The sequence below is a fragment of the Mycolicibacterium holsaticum DSM 44478 = JCM 12374 genome, assembly GCF_019645835.1.
GTDB lineage: Bacteria > Actinomycetota > Actinomycetes > Mycobacteriales > Mycobacteriaceae > Mycobacterium > Mycobacterium holsaticum.
Genome location: NZ_CP080998.1, coordinates 1816247 through 1833659, shown reverse-complemented (window position 1 = coordinate 1833659; position 17413 = coordinate 1816247). Strand labels below are relative to the sequence as shown.

The following is a 17413-nucleotide window of genomic DNA, read 5'->3' as shown; positions in this document are numbered from 1 at the left end:
CCGTCAGCCACCCCGATCGGTCAGGGAGCGGATTCCGCTCCCTGACCGTTTTTCGGCTCAGATGTTGGCGTTGCCGGCCTTCCACGTCTCCCACGGGATGTTCCAGTCCCCCAGGCCGTCGGTGCCCGGCAGCGTGGAACCGACCGTGTTGACGACCTCGACGACGTCACCGCGCTTCGAGTTGTTGTAGAACCACTGCCCGTTGCTGGTACTGACGTTGACGCAGCCGTGGCTCACGTTGCTCGAGCCCTGGCTGCCCACCGACCACGGCGCAGCGTGCACGTAGATGCCGCTGTAAGAGATCTGGGTCGCCCAATCCACCTCGGTGCGATAGCCGTTGGGTGAGTTGACCGGCACCCCGTAGGTCGACGAGTCCATCACCATGTGCGAGCGCTTCTCACCGACGATGTAGGTGCCGTTGTTGGTCGGGGTGCTGTTCTTGCCCATGGACACCGGCATGGTCTTGACGACTTCGCCGTTGCGCTTCACGGTCAGCGTCTTGGTGGTGTCGTCGATCGTGGAGATCACCTCGTCACCGATGGTGAAGTGCGTGGTGACGTTCTCCTGCCCGAACAGGCCGTCGCCGAGGTCGACGCCGTAGGTGTTGACCGACACATCAACCGTCGTACCGGGCTTCCAGTAATGGGCTGGGCGCCAACGCACTTCGCGGTTGTTCAGCCAGTAGAACGCGCCGTCGACGTGCGGCGTCGTCTTGACCGTGATCGCCCGCTGGGCGGCCAGCCGGTTGGGGATGTTCTCGTCGAACCGGATCGCGACCGGCTGACCCACGCCCACCACCTCGCCGTCGCTGGGCACGACGTAAGGCATCGTCAGGTTCTCCGGCGAATGCGTCTCGAACGTCATCTGCCTGCTGGTGGCGCCGCCGAGGCCCATCGACTCCGCGGTCAGCGTGTAGCGCTTGTTGTAGCCGAGCGGCTCAGTGGTGGCCCACGTCAGGCCGTCGGGGCTCAGCTTGCCGTCCACGGAGCGGCCGTTCTCGTTGACCATCGTGACCGAACCCAGCACGCCGGACTCGGCGCTGACGGTCACCGGGGCGTCGACGCTCACTCCCACCGCCCCGTCCTTGACCGACGACACGAGCTTGGGGATGAGCAAATCCCCGAACGGGGTGCCCTTGTCGGAGATCACCTGGGTCTCGGGAGGTGCGGAACTGCTGCTGCAGGAGGACAGCCCCAACGCGACCACGGGGACAAGGGCAATGGCCGTCAGCCATGCACGACGCCGACGCGGACGGGTCACTGTCTGGACCTGCCACATTTTCTTTCCACCTCGCAACCAGGAACAACAGAGCAACGCTTCTCTGCAACAGTGTATGGGCAAATTCGAATGCAAGGCGCCTCGACGGGCTCTGCGCGACCCCCTGCGCTCGGGATTTCACGCCGCGCCAGAGGGCCTGTTATTGTCGCACACGCGCGCCGTTAGCTCAGTTGGTAGAGCAGCTGACTCTTAATCAGCGGGTCCGGGGTTCGAAACCCTGACGGCGCACTTACCCGGGGTCGATCTCTGCGATCCTTGTGCCGCCGTCCTCTGGGCCGGCGGCACTTCTTCTCAATCGCGCAGATGACGCGCCATGCCCCCGCGGGCGCCCGCTCCGCGCTCCCACCCGATGCCGACCAAATCGTTGCGGATTACGCAGGCGTCAATTATCGTCCCTGATCGGCGGCCTGCCGGATTGATGTGTGCTGGTGGCAGCATAAGCAAAGTTATGGCTTTGGTCACAAATGCCGGCTGATAGTTGCGGAAGAGACAGCGTTGGCACCGAGTTTTCCGGTTTTAGGCTGCTAGAACGCGCATAATTCTGATACAGTCGGTTAGCTGACGGCTGGCTCTCAGCCCGCAGGTCAGCAAGTTGCACAAACGGACGGGGAATTAGCTGATGTCGCAGATAAGCGGATCGTTTACGGCAGGCGCCGTGGATTCGTACGCTGCCGATGAGGTAACTGGGGACAGTCCGGTCGCGGTGTACAGCTGCAGCCGGCTCGGCCGAGTCGCCAATCCCCCGAGCTTTTCGTTCGCCGACTGGTTGCGCTCTGCGCGTCGCCGGGGCTGACGGCCTCAGCGCTGCTTGATTCGGCGCACCGTCAGCACGAGCAGCAACGCACCCACGCCGGCCAGCGTCACCGCCACGGCCGGCTTCTTGACGAACCGCACCGCGCCGGCCTTGAAGTCCTCGGCCAGCCTGGTGGGGTTGGCCCGTTCGGCCAGAATGTCCACGGTCGACGCCAGCTGATTACGCGCCTGATCGATCTCCCGCTTGATGGTGTCGGGATCGCGGTCTGCCACTTGCGCCTCCAAGCCGCCTGAGAAGTCGCAACTCCACTTCGGAGCCTGCCGATCTACCCTAAAGCAGCCCGCGCTCACCGGAGCGCAAAGGTCGACATGAAGGGATGTCCAGGCGTGCCACAGACACCGCGACTCGAGGTTGGCGACAAAGCCCCGGCGTTCAACCTGCCGGATGCCGACGGCAACACGGTCAAGCTTTCCGACTACAAGGGCCGCAAGGTCATCGTGTACTTCTACCCCGCCGCGTCGACGCCCGGCTGCACCAAACAGGCCTGCGATTTCCGCGACAACCTCAGCGAGCTCAACGACGCCGGTATCGACGTCATCGGTATCTCACCGGACAAGCCGGAGAAACTGGCCAAGTTCCGCGACGCGCAGAAGCTGACTTTCCCGCTGCTGTCCGATCCCGAACGCAAGGTGCTCACCGCGTGGGGCGCGTTCGGCGAGAAAACCATGTACGGCAAGACCGTTCAAGGGGTTATCCGCTCGACCTTCCTCGTCGACGAGAAGGGCAACATCGAGGCGGCCCAGTACAACGTTCGCGCCACCGGCCACGTCGCGAAGCTACGACGCGATCTATCCGTCTGAGCCCAGCTTCGCCAACAGCAGCGCCTCGGCGGTGGCCGCGCGTTCCAGTACGCCCAGATGCAGACTCTCGTTCACGCTGTGCGCCTGTGTCGCAGGATCTTCCACCCCGGTGACCAGGATCTTGGCCGACGGGAACGCCTCTGCGAACTCGGCGATGAACGGGATCGAGCCGCCCACACCGGTGTCGACGGGTTCGGCGCCCCACGCTTCCCGAAACGCCGCCCGTGCGGCGTCGTAGACGGGGCCGCTGGCGTCGATCGCGTACGGCCGGCCGAGGTCGCCGGGGGTGACGGTAACCTGCGCTCCCCACGGCACGTTCTCTTCGAGGTGACGCGTCAGCGCGGCAAGATGCGCGCCGGCGTCACCGCCAGGCGCAACCCGCATGCTGATCTTCGCTTTGGCCCGCGGGATCAGGGTGTTCGACGACTTGTCGATCGACGTCGTGTCGATCCCGATGACCGTGATCGACGGCTTGGCCCAAAGCCGTTGTGGGACAGAACCCGAACCGATCTCCGACACCCCATCGAGTAACCCGGTCTCGTCGCGTACCCGTTCGGGCGGGTAGTCGACGTCGGACGCGGTGGCCTCGTGCAGGCCGGCGACCGCGACGTTGCCGTCGTCGTCGTGCAGGCTGGCCAGCAACCGCACCAGCGCGCTGAGCGCGTCGGGCACCACCCCGCCCCACAACCCGGAGTGCAGCCCGTGATCGAGGGTGGCCACCTCGACGATGCAGTCGGCGAGCCCGCGCAGCGAGACCGTCAGCGACGGCACGTCGGTGCTCCAGTTGTCGGAGTCGGCGATGACGATGACATCGGCGGCCAACGTCTCGCGGTGCGCGGCCAGCAGCTTGGACAGCGACGGTGAGCCGGATTCCTCCTCGCCCTCGACGAACACCGTCACCCCGACCGGCGGGTTGCCACCGTGCGCCCGAAACGCCGCCAAATGGGTTGCGATACCGGCCTTGTCATCGGCGGTACCCCGACCGTAAAGTCGGCCGTCGCGCTCGGTCGGCTCGAACGGTGGCGTGTTCCACTGGGTGTGGTCGCCCTCGGGTTGAACGTCGTGGTGGGCATACAGCAGCACGGTCGGGGCGCCCGGCGGGGCCGCATGGCGCGCGATCACGGCCGGTGCACCACCTTCGCTGACGATCTGTATATCGCCGAATCCCGCATCGGAGAGCAGTTTTGCCACGGTGTCCGCGCTGCGCTGCACCTCGGGTCGGCGGGCGGGGTCGGCCCACACCGACTCGATACGCACCAGATCCTCGAGGTCGCGCCGCACCGAGGGCAGCACCTCACGCACTCGCTGCACCAGATCACCCATGGCCACGACGCTACCCGGTCAGCATTCACCGCGAGAGACCGCAAACTGCCGGCCAAGCGCGGCGTGTCGTGTGCAGACACGGTCCCTCGCGGAAGTGGGCTCAGCGTTCCTCGAGGATGGCGACCGCCGCCGCGGTGCCTGCCTCGTGCGTCAGCGACAAATGGATCGTCACATCCTTGAGATGCTCGGCGATCGCACCGGTCAGCCGGACCTTCGGCCGGCCCCACATGTCGGTGACGACCTCGATGTCGCGGTGTATGCCCTCGGGCAGCACGGGCCGTTTGGCGAACCGCGAACCCGACCACGCCTTGATGACGGCTTCCTTGGCCGCCCACCGCGCGGCCAAATGCCGCGCCGCCGACGAGCTCTTGTCGGCGGCGTCGCGGCGCTCACCGGGGGTGAACGTCTCGGCGAACACCGTGCCCGGCTGGTCGACCTGCTCGGCGAACTCCGGGATGGACACCAGGTCGATCCCCACCCCGACTATCGCCATAGCCGTGACGCTATCTCACTGTGTCGACGCCACATACACGTCGCCATCGCCAAGCCGCGACGTCGGGTCCAGCAGCATCTGAGCCTCCTGCCGCTTCTCCGATGCATCCCCGGCGAACCTGCGGTCCGCCGGCTTCTCGTACATCGGCGGGCCGCCCGCGATCGCCGACGCCAGCCGCAGCTGACCCGCCAGCACCCGGGCGTTGGCGCGCTCGAGGTAGTCCGCACGCTGCTGCGGGCTCAGCGCGGCGATGAACGCCTGCGGATGCACCAGCGCGACCAGACCGGATACGTGCCCGAAGCCCAGGCTGGTCACCAAACCGGCCTTGAGCGGGAACTGTTCGCCGAACCGCAGGGTGTCGCGCAGCCAAACGAGGTGCGCGGCGTTAGCGAGCTCGTCGTCGACGCAGTCCAGGCTGCGGTTGGGCGGGATGACGCCGTCGCGCAGGATCTGGCACAGGCCCATGATCTGGAAGGCCGCTGCGCCGCCCTTGGAGTGTCCGGTCAGGCTCTTCTGCGACACCACGAACAGCGGCGCGCCTTCGGACCGGCCCAACGAGTCGGCCAGCCGTTCGTGCAACTCGGTCTCGTTGGGGTCGTTGGCCAGCGTCGACGTGTCGTGCTTGCTCACCACGGCGATGTCGTCGGGGCCGACGCCGAGTTTGGCGAGCGAACGCGCCAACTCCGACTGCCGCCCGCCGCGGCCCGCGCTGAGCGCGCCCATACCCGGGGCCGGAATCGACGTGTGCACGCCGTCGGCGAACGACGACACGTAGGCCACCACCGCCATCACCGGCAGGCCCATCTTGAGCGCGAGGTCGCCGCGGGCCAGCAGCAGGGTGCCACCACCCTGCCCCTCGACGAACCCGAGCCTGCGCCGGTCGTTGGCCCGGGAGAACCGCGCGTCGCTGATGCCCTTGGCCCGCATCGCCTCGGTGTCCGCGGTGGCCGCCATGTCGCCGAAGCCGATGATGGCTTCCAGCGTCAGGTCGTCGTATCCCCCGGCGACGACGAATTCGGCCTTGCCCAACCGGATCTTGTCGACGCCCTCCTCGACCGAAACGGCCGCGGTGGCGCACGCGCCGACCGGGTGGATCATCGCACCGTAGCTGCCGATGTAGGACTGCACGACGTGTCCGGCGTACACGTTGGGCAGGACTTCCTGCAGGATGTCGTTCGGCTTGTTCCTGCCCAGCAGGTTGCCGTGGTACATCGTCTGCATCGACGTCATACCGCCCATGCCGGTGCCCTGCGTGCTGGCCACCAGGCTGGGATGCACCCAGCGCATCAGTTCGGTCGGTGTGAACCCTGCGGACAGGAACGCGTCCACGGTGGTGACGAGGTTCCAGATCGCCAGCCGGTCAATGGAGTTCATCATCTCCTGGCTGACGCCGTAGACCATCGGGTCGAACCCGGTGGGGATCTGCGCGCCGACCGTGCGGGACAGCTTCGTCTTACGCGGCACCCGGATCTCGGTGCCCGCCTTACGGGTGACCTGCCAGTCACCGCTGTCCGGGACGGGCGCGATGACGGTGTGCTCCGGGTCGGCCCGGTGAAACGCCCTGGCCTCTTCCTCATTGGACACCACGAACGTGAAGTCCTTGTCGAGGAACACCGAAACCAGCAGCGGCGCAGTGTGATCAGCGTCAATCGCGCCGTCCCCGACGAACTCGCGGATACCCACCCGTTCGACGACGGCGTCGTGGTAGCGCTCCACCAGTTCGCCTTCGTCGACGAGATCACCGGACTCGGTGTCGTACCAGCCGGGGGTCGGGTCGTCCTCCCACTTGACCAATCCGGTGGTCCACGCCAACTCCAGCACCCCGGCCGCCGACAACTCGTTGTCGACCTCCATCTCGAAGCGGGTCCGCGACGAACCGTACGGGCCCAGCTCGGCACCGCCGACGATGACCACCAGATCGGCCGGATCGACGTCCAGGTCGTCCCACGCCGGCGGCGGTGCCGCGCGGTGACCGCGCGGCGGCGAGGGCAGCGCGCGGATCATTCCGTGCTCATCGTCCTCATCATCGGTCGGCTCCGACGTCATCTCCTCGCGAGCCTTGGCGGCCAGTTCGGCGAGATCCAGATCCACGTCGGCGAGCCCACCGGTGAAATCGGCCTGCAGCGGTTCACGTGCCGCGGCCACCTTCGCGTCGATGTCGCACAATCCGATCAGCATGGTCGCCATCTCGTCGGTGGTGTAGGTGGTCACCCCCGCTTGTTCGACGGCGTCGACGATCGCGTCGTTGTGGCCCATCAACCCGGTGCCCTTGGTCCAGCCGATCAGCGCGTGCGCCAAGGAGACTCGGTGCGCCCAGGACGACTCGGCCTTCCACCGGGCGACCAGCGCGTCGAGCGCGGACTTGGACTCGCCGTACGCGCCGTCACCACCGAACATGCCGCGGTTCGGGGAGCCCGGCAGCACGACGTGCAGCCGCGCGGCGACGTCCCGTTCGGCACCCACATGCGACAGCCCACCGATCAGCCGCTGAACGGCCCACAGCAGCACCTTCATCTCCATCTCGGCGCGCGATCCGGCGTCCGACAGATCACCGGCCACCCGCGGCGCAGCGAACGGGAACAGCAACGTCGGCGTCAGCGCATCCTTGAGGTGGATCGATTGCGGGCCAAGGCTTTCAGTCTGTTCACTGCCAACCCAGGAGACCAGCGCGTCGATGTCCGTGTAGGAGGCCATGTTGGCCGGCACCACCCACAGCTTGGCGTCGAACCGCGCGTGGTCGCGGTAAAGCGCGCGATAGAACGCCAACCGGTCGTCGTCGAGCTTCGACGTCGTCGCGATCACCGTCGCGCCACCGTCGAGGAGTTTGGACACCACCGACGCGGCGATGGACCCCTTCGACGCACCCGTGATGACCGCGACCTCGTCGCTGTAGCGGCCCCGGCCGGGATTCTCGGCGCCCGCGGCGGCGCGGCCGTACAGCGAGGCGTGGATATTGCGGCCCGCCGCCAGCGCCTTGCCCTGCCACCAGGTGGCCTGCTTGCCGACGATGTGGCCTGCACCCTCGAACCGTTCGGACAGCCGCGCCCAGTCGGCGTCGATCTCGCCCTCGTCGACCAGCCACAGCCTGGCCAGGTCCTCGCGCGCGCTGGCCCACCGGTCGTCGAACAGCACCGCCTTGCGGCCGTCGAACACCGGCGCCACCAAACGCGGCCAGTCCGAACCTAATTCGGCGGTGACCAGATCGATCAGCTCGGCGTCCGTCTTGTCCGGAATGCTCACCGGCGCGTCGAGGCCGAGCTCACCCAAGATCAGGCGGGCCGCCGAGGCGAGCACCCCGGTGGGGCCCGTCACCTGTGCGGCGAACTCGCCGAGTGCGGCCGAATCGACCACACCGCCTCCGCTGCCTGCGGCGGCCGCGGGCAGCGAAACCGCAACACCCTGCCGCGCACCGACGGCGGCGACGGCGGCGTCGATCACCTTGTCGACGGTCGCCGCATCCGCGAGCGCACCGTCGTGCAGCACGCCGAGGTCACCACCGCGCACGCTGGCGCCCTCGCGGGTGCCCAACGCCACCTCGACGGTGACGTGCCTGACCCAGCCGTCGCCGAGTTCCCAGGTCTTCTTGACCCGTTCGGCGATGTAGGCCGGACGTTTCCCGGACGGGCCGAGCGCGGTGCGCAACTGGTCGTTGATCGCATCGGAAAGCACTGGGCCGAACGGCTTGTAGGTGCGGGCCAGCTTGGTCACCTGACCCTTCAGCCCGGCCAGGTCGGCCTCCGCCGCACCGTCGATGGCGCCGAGGTTCAGCTCCGACCCCAAATCCACCAGCAGCTGGTTGCGTCGCGACGACGCGCCGTCGGTGATCGACTCGATGGAGTCCAGCGGCTCGATCTGGTCGATACGCATCTTGGCCGACAGCGCGATCAGCGCCATGGTGGCGTCGGCGGCGTCGTAGGAGAGGTCGTCTGGACGGGGGCCGCCCGACGGCGCAGCAGGAGCCGCGGGCGCCGCGGGGACCGCTGCGGGCGGCGCCTGCTCGACGGCGCCGGCCTGCGGTTCAGGTGCGTCGTCGAAATCCGCCTCGGGTTCGGGGTCGGTGTCGGTGGCGAACAGCACCGCCGCGTCACGTTCGGCGTTGAGCACCTCGGTGGTGTTGTGCGAGTACTCCGGCAGTTTCAGCGTGTTCTCCGCCAGACCCGCGACGGTCGGAGCGGATTTCACGCCGATCTCCACGAAGCGCTCCACCCCCAGGCCGCCCGCGGCCTCCTCGATGAACAGCAGATCCTGGGTCTCGATCCAGCGCACCGGGCTGGCGAACTGCCAGGCCAGCAGCTCGATGACGACCTTGCGGCACAACTCGGCGGGCCGCTCGTTACGCCAGGTGTCGTAGTCGGCCAGGATCTCGTCGAGCGGCTCGGCGGGAACCAGTTCACGGATCTCTTCGATGAAGTCGCGGTCCAAGGTGAACGGGCGCGGCACCAGGTTCGGGATGTAGCGTCCGACAACGAGTTCGGGAGGTGTCGCGTCGGGCATCACGCGTTCCAGCGCCCGGCGGAAGTCGTTCACCCCGATACGCAGCACCGAGGAGTGGAACGGCACGTCGATACCGGGCACGAGAATGAACGAGCGCTTGCCGCCGGTGATCTCGCGGCGCTTCTCGACCTCTTCCTCCAAGGCCTCCAACCCGGCGACCGTTCCGGCGATCGCGTACTGCGAGCCGCGCAGGTTGTAGTTCACGATCTGTAGGAATTCGCCTGTGCGCTGCGAGATCTCGTCGATGAAGGCCGGCACGTCGACATCTTCGAGATCGATCTGGGACGGTCGGATCGCGGCCATCCGGTAGTTCGAGCGGCCGTGCGCGTCACGCGGGACGATGTCGTGCATCTTGGAGCCGCGGTGGAAGACCGCTTCCAGCAAGCCTTCGAGTCGGTAGACACCGATGACGCAGGCGAGCGCCGTGTATTCGCCGACCGAGTGGCCGCAGGCGATCGCGCCCTCGACGAACGCGCCCTGCTCACGCATCTCGGCGACCTGGGCCGCGGCGACCGTGGCCATCGCGACCTGGGTGAACTGCGTCAGGTAGAGCACACCCTCGGGATGGTGATAGTGCACACCGGAGGCGATCAGGCTGGTCGGGTTGTCACGCACCACGTGCAGCACCGAGAAACCCAGCACGTCGCGGGTGAACCTGTCGGCGGTGTCCCAGATCTTGCGTGCGGCCTTGGACCGCGCCCGCACCTCCATGCCCATGCCCTTGGACTGGATGCCCTGGCCGGGGAAGGCGTAGACCGTCTTCGGGGCGGCCAGTTGCGCCGTCGCCGACATCACCAGCTCGTTGCCGACCCGTGCGGCCACCTCGATCACCTCGGCGCCGCGGTCGATACCGACGCGGTCGACCCGGAACTCGATCTCGTCGCCGGGCAGCACCATGCCCAAGAAGCGTGAGGTCCAGCCCACCAGGCGGGCCGGCGGAGTGGCCCTGCCATCGGTCGCGGTGACCACGTGCTGGGCCGCCGCCGAGAGCCACATCCCGTGCACGATGGGCGTTTTCAGCCCTGCCAGCAGTGCGGCCGCCCGGTCGGTGTGGATCGGGTTGTGGTCACCGGAGACGACCGCGAACGCGCTCATGTCGGTGGGCGCGGTGACGGTGACGTCGCGGCGACGGCGCCTCGGGGTGTCGGTGGCGTTGTCGGTCATCGCGCCGCCCGCACGCGGCGGATCGGCGAGTTCGGCCGCGCCGGTGCGCCCGCGGATCGCGAACCGTTCCTCCAGCCGGGCCAGCACGGTGCCGTTGCTGTCGGCGATGCCGACCTGGACCGGGATGACGCGCCCGTACTCGGTGTCGACAGCCGTCGAAACCTTTGCGGTGACGGTCAATTCGGCCTTGCTCTTGGGCATCGGCTCGAGCAGGTGCGCGGCGTGGTCCAGGTGCACAAGGCTCAGCAGGCCTTCGACGACGGGGAAGCCGGCCTCGGTGGCGGCCGAACCGATGACGGAGAACACCGCCGGCCAGCAGTGCCCCACCAACGCGTCGGGCACCAGCGTGAGCCCCGGCGCCAGCGGCGCGCCGAACGTCGCGGTGACCCCGGTGTGGTCGGCGACCTGCTCGGGATCCCACTCGACGGTCACCGTCGCGGTGTCGCCGTGCACGGGCGGCAGCGCGTCGGGTGTCTGGGCGCCCGCGGCGATCGCGAGGACCGAGCGCATCGCCGCCGACGCGTCCTCGACGGTGACGACCGGCATGCCGCCGTTGACGGTGCAGGGCGGAAGGGTGAACGGAATGTTGATCCAGATGTCGGAGAGCGGGACGCTCAACGTGACGCCGGTGGGGCCCAGTTCGAGGCGGGCACCGGTGGAAGCGTGTGTGGCGCTGGGCTTTCCGGGTACATCGTTGACCTGCCACTCCTCGGGCGCCCCGATGCGGTGCACCGGGTTGATCGCGGTGCGCCCCGCCCACAACACGTCCGGGGAGTCCAGCACGACCGAGAGCGGCCCCGTGGTCTCGGCGCGCGCATAGCGCCGCGACACCACAGGTACGGGTCGGCCGTCCGTCGCCAGCACCTGGTCGATCGCGGCCTGCTCGAAGCGGTCCAGCAGGTCACCCACCGGTTCGTCGACGCGGGTGATGCCCGCGACCGCCTGGGTGCCCGGAATGATGCAGACCTGGTCGGCCGAGTACCGCGCGTCATGGGCCTGCCACAGCGAGTCGCTGCGCCACCAGCGGCGCACGTCCTTGTCGATGACCGGCACGAAGTTCACCGGCTTACCCGGCGTCTTGCACAGCGTTACGAAGAACGGCACGTCCGCGGGATGCAGCTTGAGCGTCTCGGCGTCGGGGTAGCGCGCCAGCAGCGCGGCGATCGCCTGCTGCGGGTTCTCCAGCAGCGCAGCATCGTCGAACAGCGTCTCGATGGTGCCGGAGTCCTGCGGATGCAACCGGGCCTCGGCCCGCTGCAGCATGTCGGCGAACCGCTCACGCCAGGTGTCGGCCAGCCAGGGGCTGCCCGGCGCCGCCGTATCGGCGGTGCTGTCGCCGTCGCCGACCGACAACTCGACATAGCGCTGCAACCACTGCAGGTAGGTCATCTCGCCGACGTCGCCGAAGTAGGGCTTACAGGTGTTGGCCATCGCCGCGATCAGTTCGTCGCGGCGGGCCGCGACGGCGTCGGCGTCACCGGCGACCTCGTCGAGCAGCCGGCCGCACCGTGACGCGGCGTTGTCGATCTCGTGGATGTCGGCGCCGAGCTGGCTGCGCGAGGATGCCATGCCGCCCTGGGCTTTTCCGGCGCTGATCCAATGGTCGGTGCCGGTCGTGTCGACGAGCATCTGCTTGACGGCCGGTGAGGTGGTGGCCTCCAGCGTCGCCATCGCCGCGGTGCCGACCAGGATTCCGTCGACGGGCATGGGCGGGTAGTTGTAGGCCTTGGCCCAGTCGCCGGACAGGTATTCGGCGGCGCGCTCCGGGGTGCCGATGCCACCGCCGACGCAGACCGTGATGTTGGACAGCTTGCGCAGGTCGGCGTAGGTGTCCAGCAGCAGGTCGTCGAGGTCTTCCCAGGAGTGGTGCCCGCCCGCGCGACCACCCTCGATGTGCACGATGACGTCCTTGCCGGGCACCTCGGCGGCGATGTTGATCACCGATTTGATCTGGTCGACGGTGCCGGGCTTGAACACCACGTGGCTGATGCCCACGGTGTTGAGCTCGTCGATGAGGTCCACGGCTTCGTCGAGTTCCGGGATGCCCGCGCTCACGACGACACCGTCGATCGGCGCACCGGACTGACGCGCCCGCTGCACCAACCGTTTTCCACCGAGTTGCAGTTTCCACAAATACGGATCGAGGAACAGGGAGTTGAACTGCACGGCGCGGCCGGGCTCGAGCAGCCCGGTCAGCTCGGCGATGCGGTTCTCGAAGATCTCCTCGGTGACCTGACCACCACCGGCCAGCTCCGCCCAGTGCCCGGCGTTGGCGGCCGCGGCGACGATCTTGGCGTCGACGGTCGTCGGCGTCATGCCCGCGAGCAGGATCGGTGAGCGCCCGGTCAGCCGGGTGAACTTGGTGGACAGTTTCACCGAGCCGTCGGGCAGCGCCACGGTGGTCGGTGCGAAACTCGACCAGGCGGGCGGCACGTCGGGTTCGGCGCCGACGGTGAACAGGTTGCGCTGACCGACCCGGGTCGCGGCGGGCACCAGGCCGATGCCGAGGCCGCGGACAATCGGCGCGGTCACCCGGGTCGCGGTGTCGCTCGGGCCGAGGTCGACGATCCACTTGGCGCCCGCGTCGTGCAGCCGCTCGACCTCGGCCACCCAGTCGATGGGTCGCACGAAGATCGACTCGGTCATCTCGTGCGCCAACTCGGCGTCGATGCCGCACTTAGCGGCCCACCGGTCGACCAGCTCGACCCCGTCGGCCAGCCGTGGCGTGTGGAAGCCCACCTCGACCTGCACGCCGTGGAACACCGGTGAGAAGACCGCGCCGCCGCGCAGCTTGCTCTTGCGCTCGGCTTCCTCCTTCTCGGTGATCTTCGCGCAGTACAGCTCGAAGCGACCGAGTTGTTCCGGGGTGCCGGTGATGACGACCGACCGCCTGCCGTTGCGGATCGACAGCACCGGTGGCAACACCGTGCGGACGTCCTGGGAGAACTCCTCGAGAAGGTCGGCGATGCGGTCGGGATCGACGTTGGTCACCGACACCATCGGCGACTTGTCCCCGCGACCGACCATGCCGCGACGCCGCGAGATCAGGGAACCGGCCGCGCCGATCAGCTGCAGCAGGGCCAGCAGCTCGGCGTCCCTGGCACCGTTGGCGCGCAGCGACTCGCAGGCCATCAAACCCTGGGAGTGCCCGGCCATGGCCACCGGCGGGCTGCCCTGTAGATCCAGGCCCTGGCGGGTCAACGCGCGGATGGCGGCCATCTGCGTCAGCAGGATGCCCGGGCCCGAGATCGCGGCGGTGATCAGCTGCTTGTTGGTGGGCAGCGGCTCCTCGGCGGCCAATGCCCGCACCCACTTCATCGGCTCGAAACCGATGGGCCGGACCACGACCAGCTCGCGGGCCACCGGCTCGAGCAGCAGCTCGGCCTCTCCGACCACCTCGCTGAGCTCAGACTCGATGCCGGCCGAGCTGACGAGCTCTTCGAGGTTCTCCAGCCAGGAGCCGCCCTGGCCGCCGAACGCCACGGCATAGGGTTCGCCCGCGTTGAGCCGATCAACGAGGGCGTGCGTACCTGCGATGGTGGCCGCGTCCGGCGTCTTGCGGTCGGCGGGCGCCCGGTGCTGCTCGTTGATCGTCACGTCGTGTTATCTCCTCGGTCCCGCATTACTGCTCGTCGTCTGTGGCTGTCGGCCTGATGCGCTGGCGGCTCGCGCGCGCGTGCGCGGGGCGCGGTCGATTCGGCGTCGAATCCGACTGGTTCAGGTGTGTCCGCCCAGACGGGTCTCACGACCGTCTCGCGGACTCGCCAGCCGTACTAAGAGTGTCATAAGAACTTGGCCATTTTGACCGCCGAAATGGTTACTAGCGAGTTCTACGCTTTAGTAACCGTGAGTTCGGTAACGCGCGGTTCGACGCGCGCCGAAGGCTTCCGGGACAAATGTCCTGCATGCAGGTGGTTACGGTGGAGTAGGGGTAATTTCCCTGATCAAGGCAGTATTGTTATGCAATCGTTATCTAGAATTTTGGCGGCTCGCCCTACCAGCGGGATCGCACGTCGAAAAGGTGACAATCCGCCGAAAATTGCCGACTCCGTAACCCAGCCACGGCGGATTGTTTGCTGAAGTTACTTACTACTCGGTAAGGTTTTAGTCCCATCGCCCCATGCGGGGCGGTGAGGATGTGGTTGATCCCCACGCCGACTCCCCCGACCGACCGCTGGTGCGCCACTGGTCACCGCGGTGACACGGGTTCAGTGGAGTCGGCGGGCCGACAGCGCGACGGCGCCGGGGTTGCCCAGCGAACCGCCCGGCCCCTAGTGGGCCGTCGGGTTTTGGGGTCGTCGCGACGCCTTGTCCAGCTCGCCGGCCACCACCCGGCGCCACATGTCGCGGTAATCCTGGGCCACTTGGCCGATCTTTTCGGGCTCAGGGGCCTGCGGGCCGAACGTGTCGGTCACACAGTCGTCGATCACCTCGACGAATCCGCTGGCCATGTTCGCGATCGCGGGTCGCGTCGTTTCGTAGATGCGCAGCAGGGCGCGAAGGTAGGCCGTTTGGTCCGCCGCCCGAGCGACGACGTCACCGATGACCGGGTCGACGAGCACGACAGCGCCCTCGACGAGCTCGGCCAGCCCGTATTCGATCAGCCGGCGCACCTCGTCGCCGCCGGGGTCGACGTCGATGCCGCTCTCCGGCGTCGGCGTCGCACTTGGCTCGCCTTCCTCATCGGGCGGACCGAGTACGGCGCGCTGTATTCCCAGGATGTCGGCCAGGTCGGCGCCCTGACGCATGCTGGCGAAGAACTCGGCGATGTGCGCCGAGTTGAAGCCGCGCCGATGCAACTGGTTGATGGTGCGCAGTTGCGACAGGTGGTAGTCGTCGTAAAACGCCGACCTCCCCACCCTGCGCGGCGGGTCGAGCAGCCCTCTTTCGCGATAGGCACGGATGTTGCGGGCGCTGACACCGGAGATCCGCGCGAGTTCATCGAGTCGGTACTCAGCCAAACCGAGCCCTCCCCGCGGGGTGCGAAATGCACACCGCCTCGGCGCTGCCTCGAGTCATGCGACCACTTTAACCGCGATCAGCCACCCGCGAGCGAATCATTCCCACAAACCCGGATATTTGCTAGCTATGGCTTGCAGACCAGCTAGCAATGCTAATCGCTCGTTGCGCGCTGTGCACATGCACAACTTTCAGCCAACTCGATATGGGTCCGGTGAGTGAGCTCACCACGGCACAATTGGCGCCGGGAGTCGGCGTTACGCGACGATGGTCCCGGCAGGCATCACAACAATGGGTCAGCGAGGTTCGTTGTGCGTCCCTGGATCGTCTGGACCACCGGACTGTTCGCCTATATCGTCGCCGTGCTCGACCGCACGACGCTGGGTGTCTCCGGTCTGGACGCGGCCAACCGCTTCAACGCCAGCCCCAGCGTGCTGTCCACGTTCGTCGTGCTGCAGGTGGTTGTCTACGCCAGCGCCCAGGTGCCCGCCGGCGTACTGCTGGACCGGTTCGGCTCCAAGACCCTGATCATCGCCGGCGCCACGCTGATGTCGGCGGGCCAATTCGCGCTCGCGTTCACCGAGTCGCTGCCGACCGCCATCGCCGCACGGGCAGTGCTCGGTCTCGGTGACGCCGTCACGTTCATCTCGGTGCTGCGCCTGGTACCGCACTGGTTCAAACCGCGGCAGGTGCCGCTGGTGACGCAGCTGACCGGCATCTGCGGACAGCTCGGCCAAGTCCTTTCCGCGATACCGTTTTTCGCGCTGCTCAACGCGCACGGCTGGACCACGGCCTACGCCTCCGTGGCGGCGCTGGGCGTGCTGTCGATCGTCTTGACGCTGCTTTTGGTGAAAAACACTCCGCAGGGCAACGTTCTGGAGATCCAGACCACGTCGATCACCGAAACGCTGTCGAGCGTGAAAACCGTGTGGTTACGGCCCGGAACCCGACTGGGCTTTTTCACCCACATGGGCACGCAGTTCTCCGTCACCGTTTTCGCGCTGATGTGGGGAGTGCCCTACCTGACGGTGGCGCAAGGCGTTTCAGCCGGAACAGCGGGCGCGTTGTTGACGATCTCGGTGGCCGCAGCCATTTGGGCGGGCATCATCATCGGCATCTTCACCGGCAGACATCCGCATCGCCGCTCACGCCTTGTGCTGGTCATCATCGCCAGCAACGCGTTGATCTGGTCCATTGTCCTGGCGCTGCCCGGTCGTGCCCCGCTGTGGCTGCTGATCGTCCTGGTGGTGGTGATCTCGGTCGGCGGTCCCGGCTCGATGGTCGGGTTCGACTTCGCGCGAACGTTCAACACCAGCGCCACCCTGGGCACCGCCCAGGGGATGGTCAACATGGGCGGGTTCGCCGCATCCCTGCTGGTGATGCAGACGATGGGCGTCATCCTCGACGCCGCCGGTGGCTTCTCGTTCGACTCGTTCCGGCTGGCGTGGACCGTTCAGTACGCGATCTGGGCACTGGCCGTCGGCGGCATCCTCATCACCCGCCGCAAGACGCGTCGGCTCATGGGTCTTGAAGGCGCCGCGCCCCGGGTGGTGCGTGAACGGCTGTTGCTCGAGACGCTGGACGTCAAGCCGCCTGGCGGCGACTAGCGACTGCGCGAGGTCGCCCGGCGGTTGGCTTTCTTGATCGCCGAAACCAATTCGCTCTTGTCCATCTTCGAACGACCCGAGATGTCCAGGCGCCGTGCGACATCCACGAGATGTTTCTTCGACGCGTTGGCGTCCACACCCTCAGCGGTCTTACCCTTGGCGTTCGGTCCACCACTGCGGGCCCGCTGGTCCGACGGGCCCCTCTTGGACTTGGGTTCCCAATGGTCGCCCACCTTCTCATAGCTGTGCTTGAGCGCGCTGTAGGCGACGCGGTGGGCGCGTTGACCTTCGCCGTACTCCTTGACCGCTGCGTCGTGCGCCTTGGCGAACGTGCGCTGCGCCTTGGCATCCGACTTCTGCAGTGTGCTCGGAAGCTCGCTCTTGCGAGCACTTCCGCTCTTCGTCGTCTTCGGCATCGTAAAACTCCTCGTTGCACTACTTGACCTGCTGTCACATCGAACGGCCGGCTATGGGGTTCCCG

The 17413-nt window shown here is 67.3% G+C and carries 9 protein-coding genes and 1 tRNA gene; 3 read left to right on the top strand and 7 right to left on the bottom strand.

The window, feature by feature from the left end:
• Nucleotides 1-57: 57 nt before the first annotated feature.
• Entirely contained in the window at nt 58-1278 is a 1221-nt protein-coding gene (locus tag K3U96_RS08885) for a L,D-transpeptidase (RefSeq protein WP_220692761.1), read from the bottom strand.
• Nucleotides 1279-1433: 155 nt separating this feature from the next.
• Between K3U96_RS08885 and K3U96_RS08880 the strand changes: the two genes are divergently transcribed.
• A tRNA-Lys gene (locus K3U96_RS08880) sits at nt 1434-1506 on the top strand.
• A gap of 570 nt (nt 1507-2076) precedes the next feature.
• On the opposite strand, the gene K3U96_RS08875 is transcribed toward K3U96_RS08880, so the two are convergent.
• Complete coding sequence (locus tag K3U96_RS08875; RefSeq protein ID WP_069403752.1) at nt 2077-2304, bottom strand: DUF3618 domain-containing protein; 228 nt, start codon at nt 2302-2304, stop codon at nt 2077-2079.
• A 114-nt stretch (nt 2305-2418) separates the two neighbouring features.
• On the opposite strand from K3U96_RS08875, the gene bcp reads away from it, so the two are divergent.
• Nucleotides 2419-2892 carry a thioredoxin-dependent thiol peroxidase gene (gene bcp / locus K3U96_RS08870; RefSeq protein ID WP_220692760.1) on the top strand — a complete coding sequence of 158 codons (474 nt, stop codon included), beginning with the start codon at nt 2419-2421 and terminating at the stop codon, nt 2890-2892.
• Here the strand turns inward: bcp and K3U96_RS08865 are convergent.
• The 4 genes from K3U96_RS08865 to K3U96_RS08850 form a co-directional block, all read right to left on the bottom strand.
• The gene (locus K3U96_RS08865) at nt 2881-4215 is read right to left on the bottom strand and encodes a dipeptidase (RefSeq protein WP_220692759.1); all 1335 of its coding nucleotides are present in this window, start codon (nt 4213-4215) and stop codon (nt 2881-2883) included. The genes bcp and K3U96_RS08865 overlap by 12 nt on opposite strands.
• A gap of 100 nt (nt 4216-4315) precedes the next feature.
• Nucleotides 4316-4708 (bottom strand): holo-ACP synthase AcpS, encoded by a 393-nt coding sequence (gene acpS, locus K3U96_RS08860; RefSeq protein ID WP_069403737.1) that lies wholly within the window; start codon nt 4706-4708, stop codon nt 4316-4318.
• Nucleotides 4709-4723: 15 nt separating this feature from the next.
• On the bottom strand, nt 4724-13963 hold the full coding sequence (locus K3U96_RS08855; RefSeq protein WP_220692758.1) for a type I polyketide synthase: 9240 nt from the start codon (nt 13961-13963) through the stop codon (nt 4724-4726).
• A gap of 674 nt (nt 13964-14637) precedes the next feature.
• Nucleotides 14638-15327, bottom strand: coding sequence for a MerR family transcriptional regulator (locus tag K3U96_RS08850; protein ID WP_220692757.1), 690 nt, complete (start codon nt 15325-15327; stop codon nt 14638-14640).
• Between the two features lie 309 nt (nt 15328-15636).
• On the opposite strand from K3U96_RS08850, the gene K3U96_RS08845 reads away from it, so the two are divergent.
• The gene (locus K3U96_RS08845) at nt 15637-16932 is read left to right on the top strand and encodes an MFS transporter (RefSeq protein ID WP_220692756.1); all 1296 of its coding nucleotides are present in this window, start codon (nt 15637-15639) and stop codon (nt 16930-16932) included.
• Here the strand turns inward: K3U96_RS08845 and K3U96_RS08840 are convergent.
• On the bottom strand, nt 16929-17348 hold the full coding sequence (locus K3U96_RS08840; RefSeq protein ID WP_220692755.1) for a ChaB family protein: 420 nt from the start codon (nt 17346-17348) through the stop codon (nt 16929-16931). The two genes, K3U96_RS08845 and K3U96_RS08840, sit on opposite strands and share 4 nt — an antisense overlap.
• Nucleotides 17349-17413 lie beyond the last annotated feature (65 nt).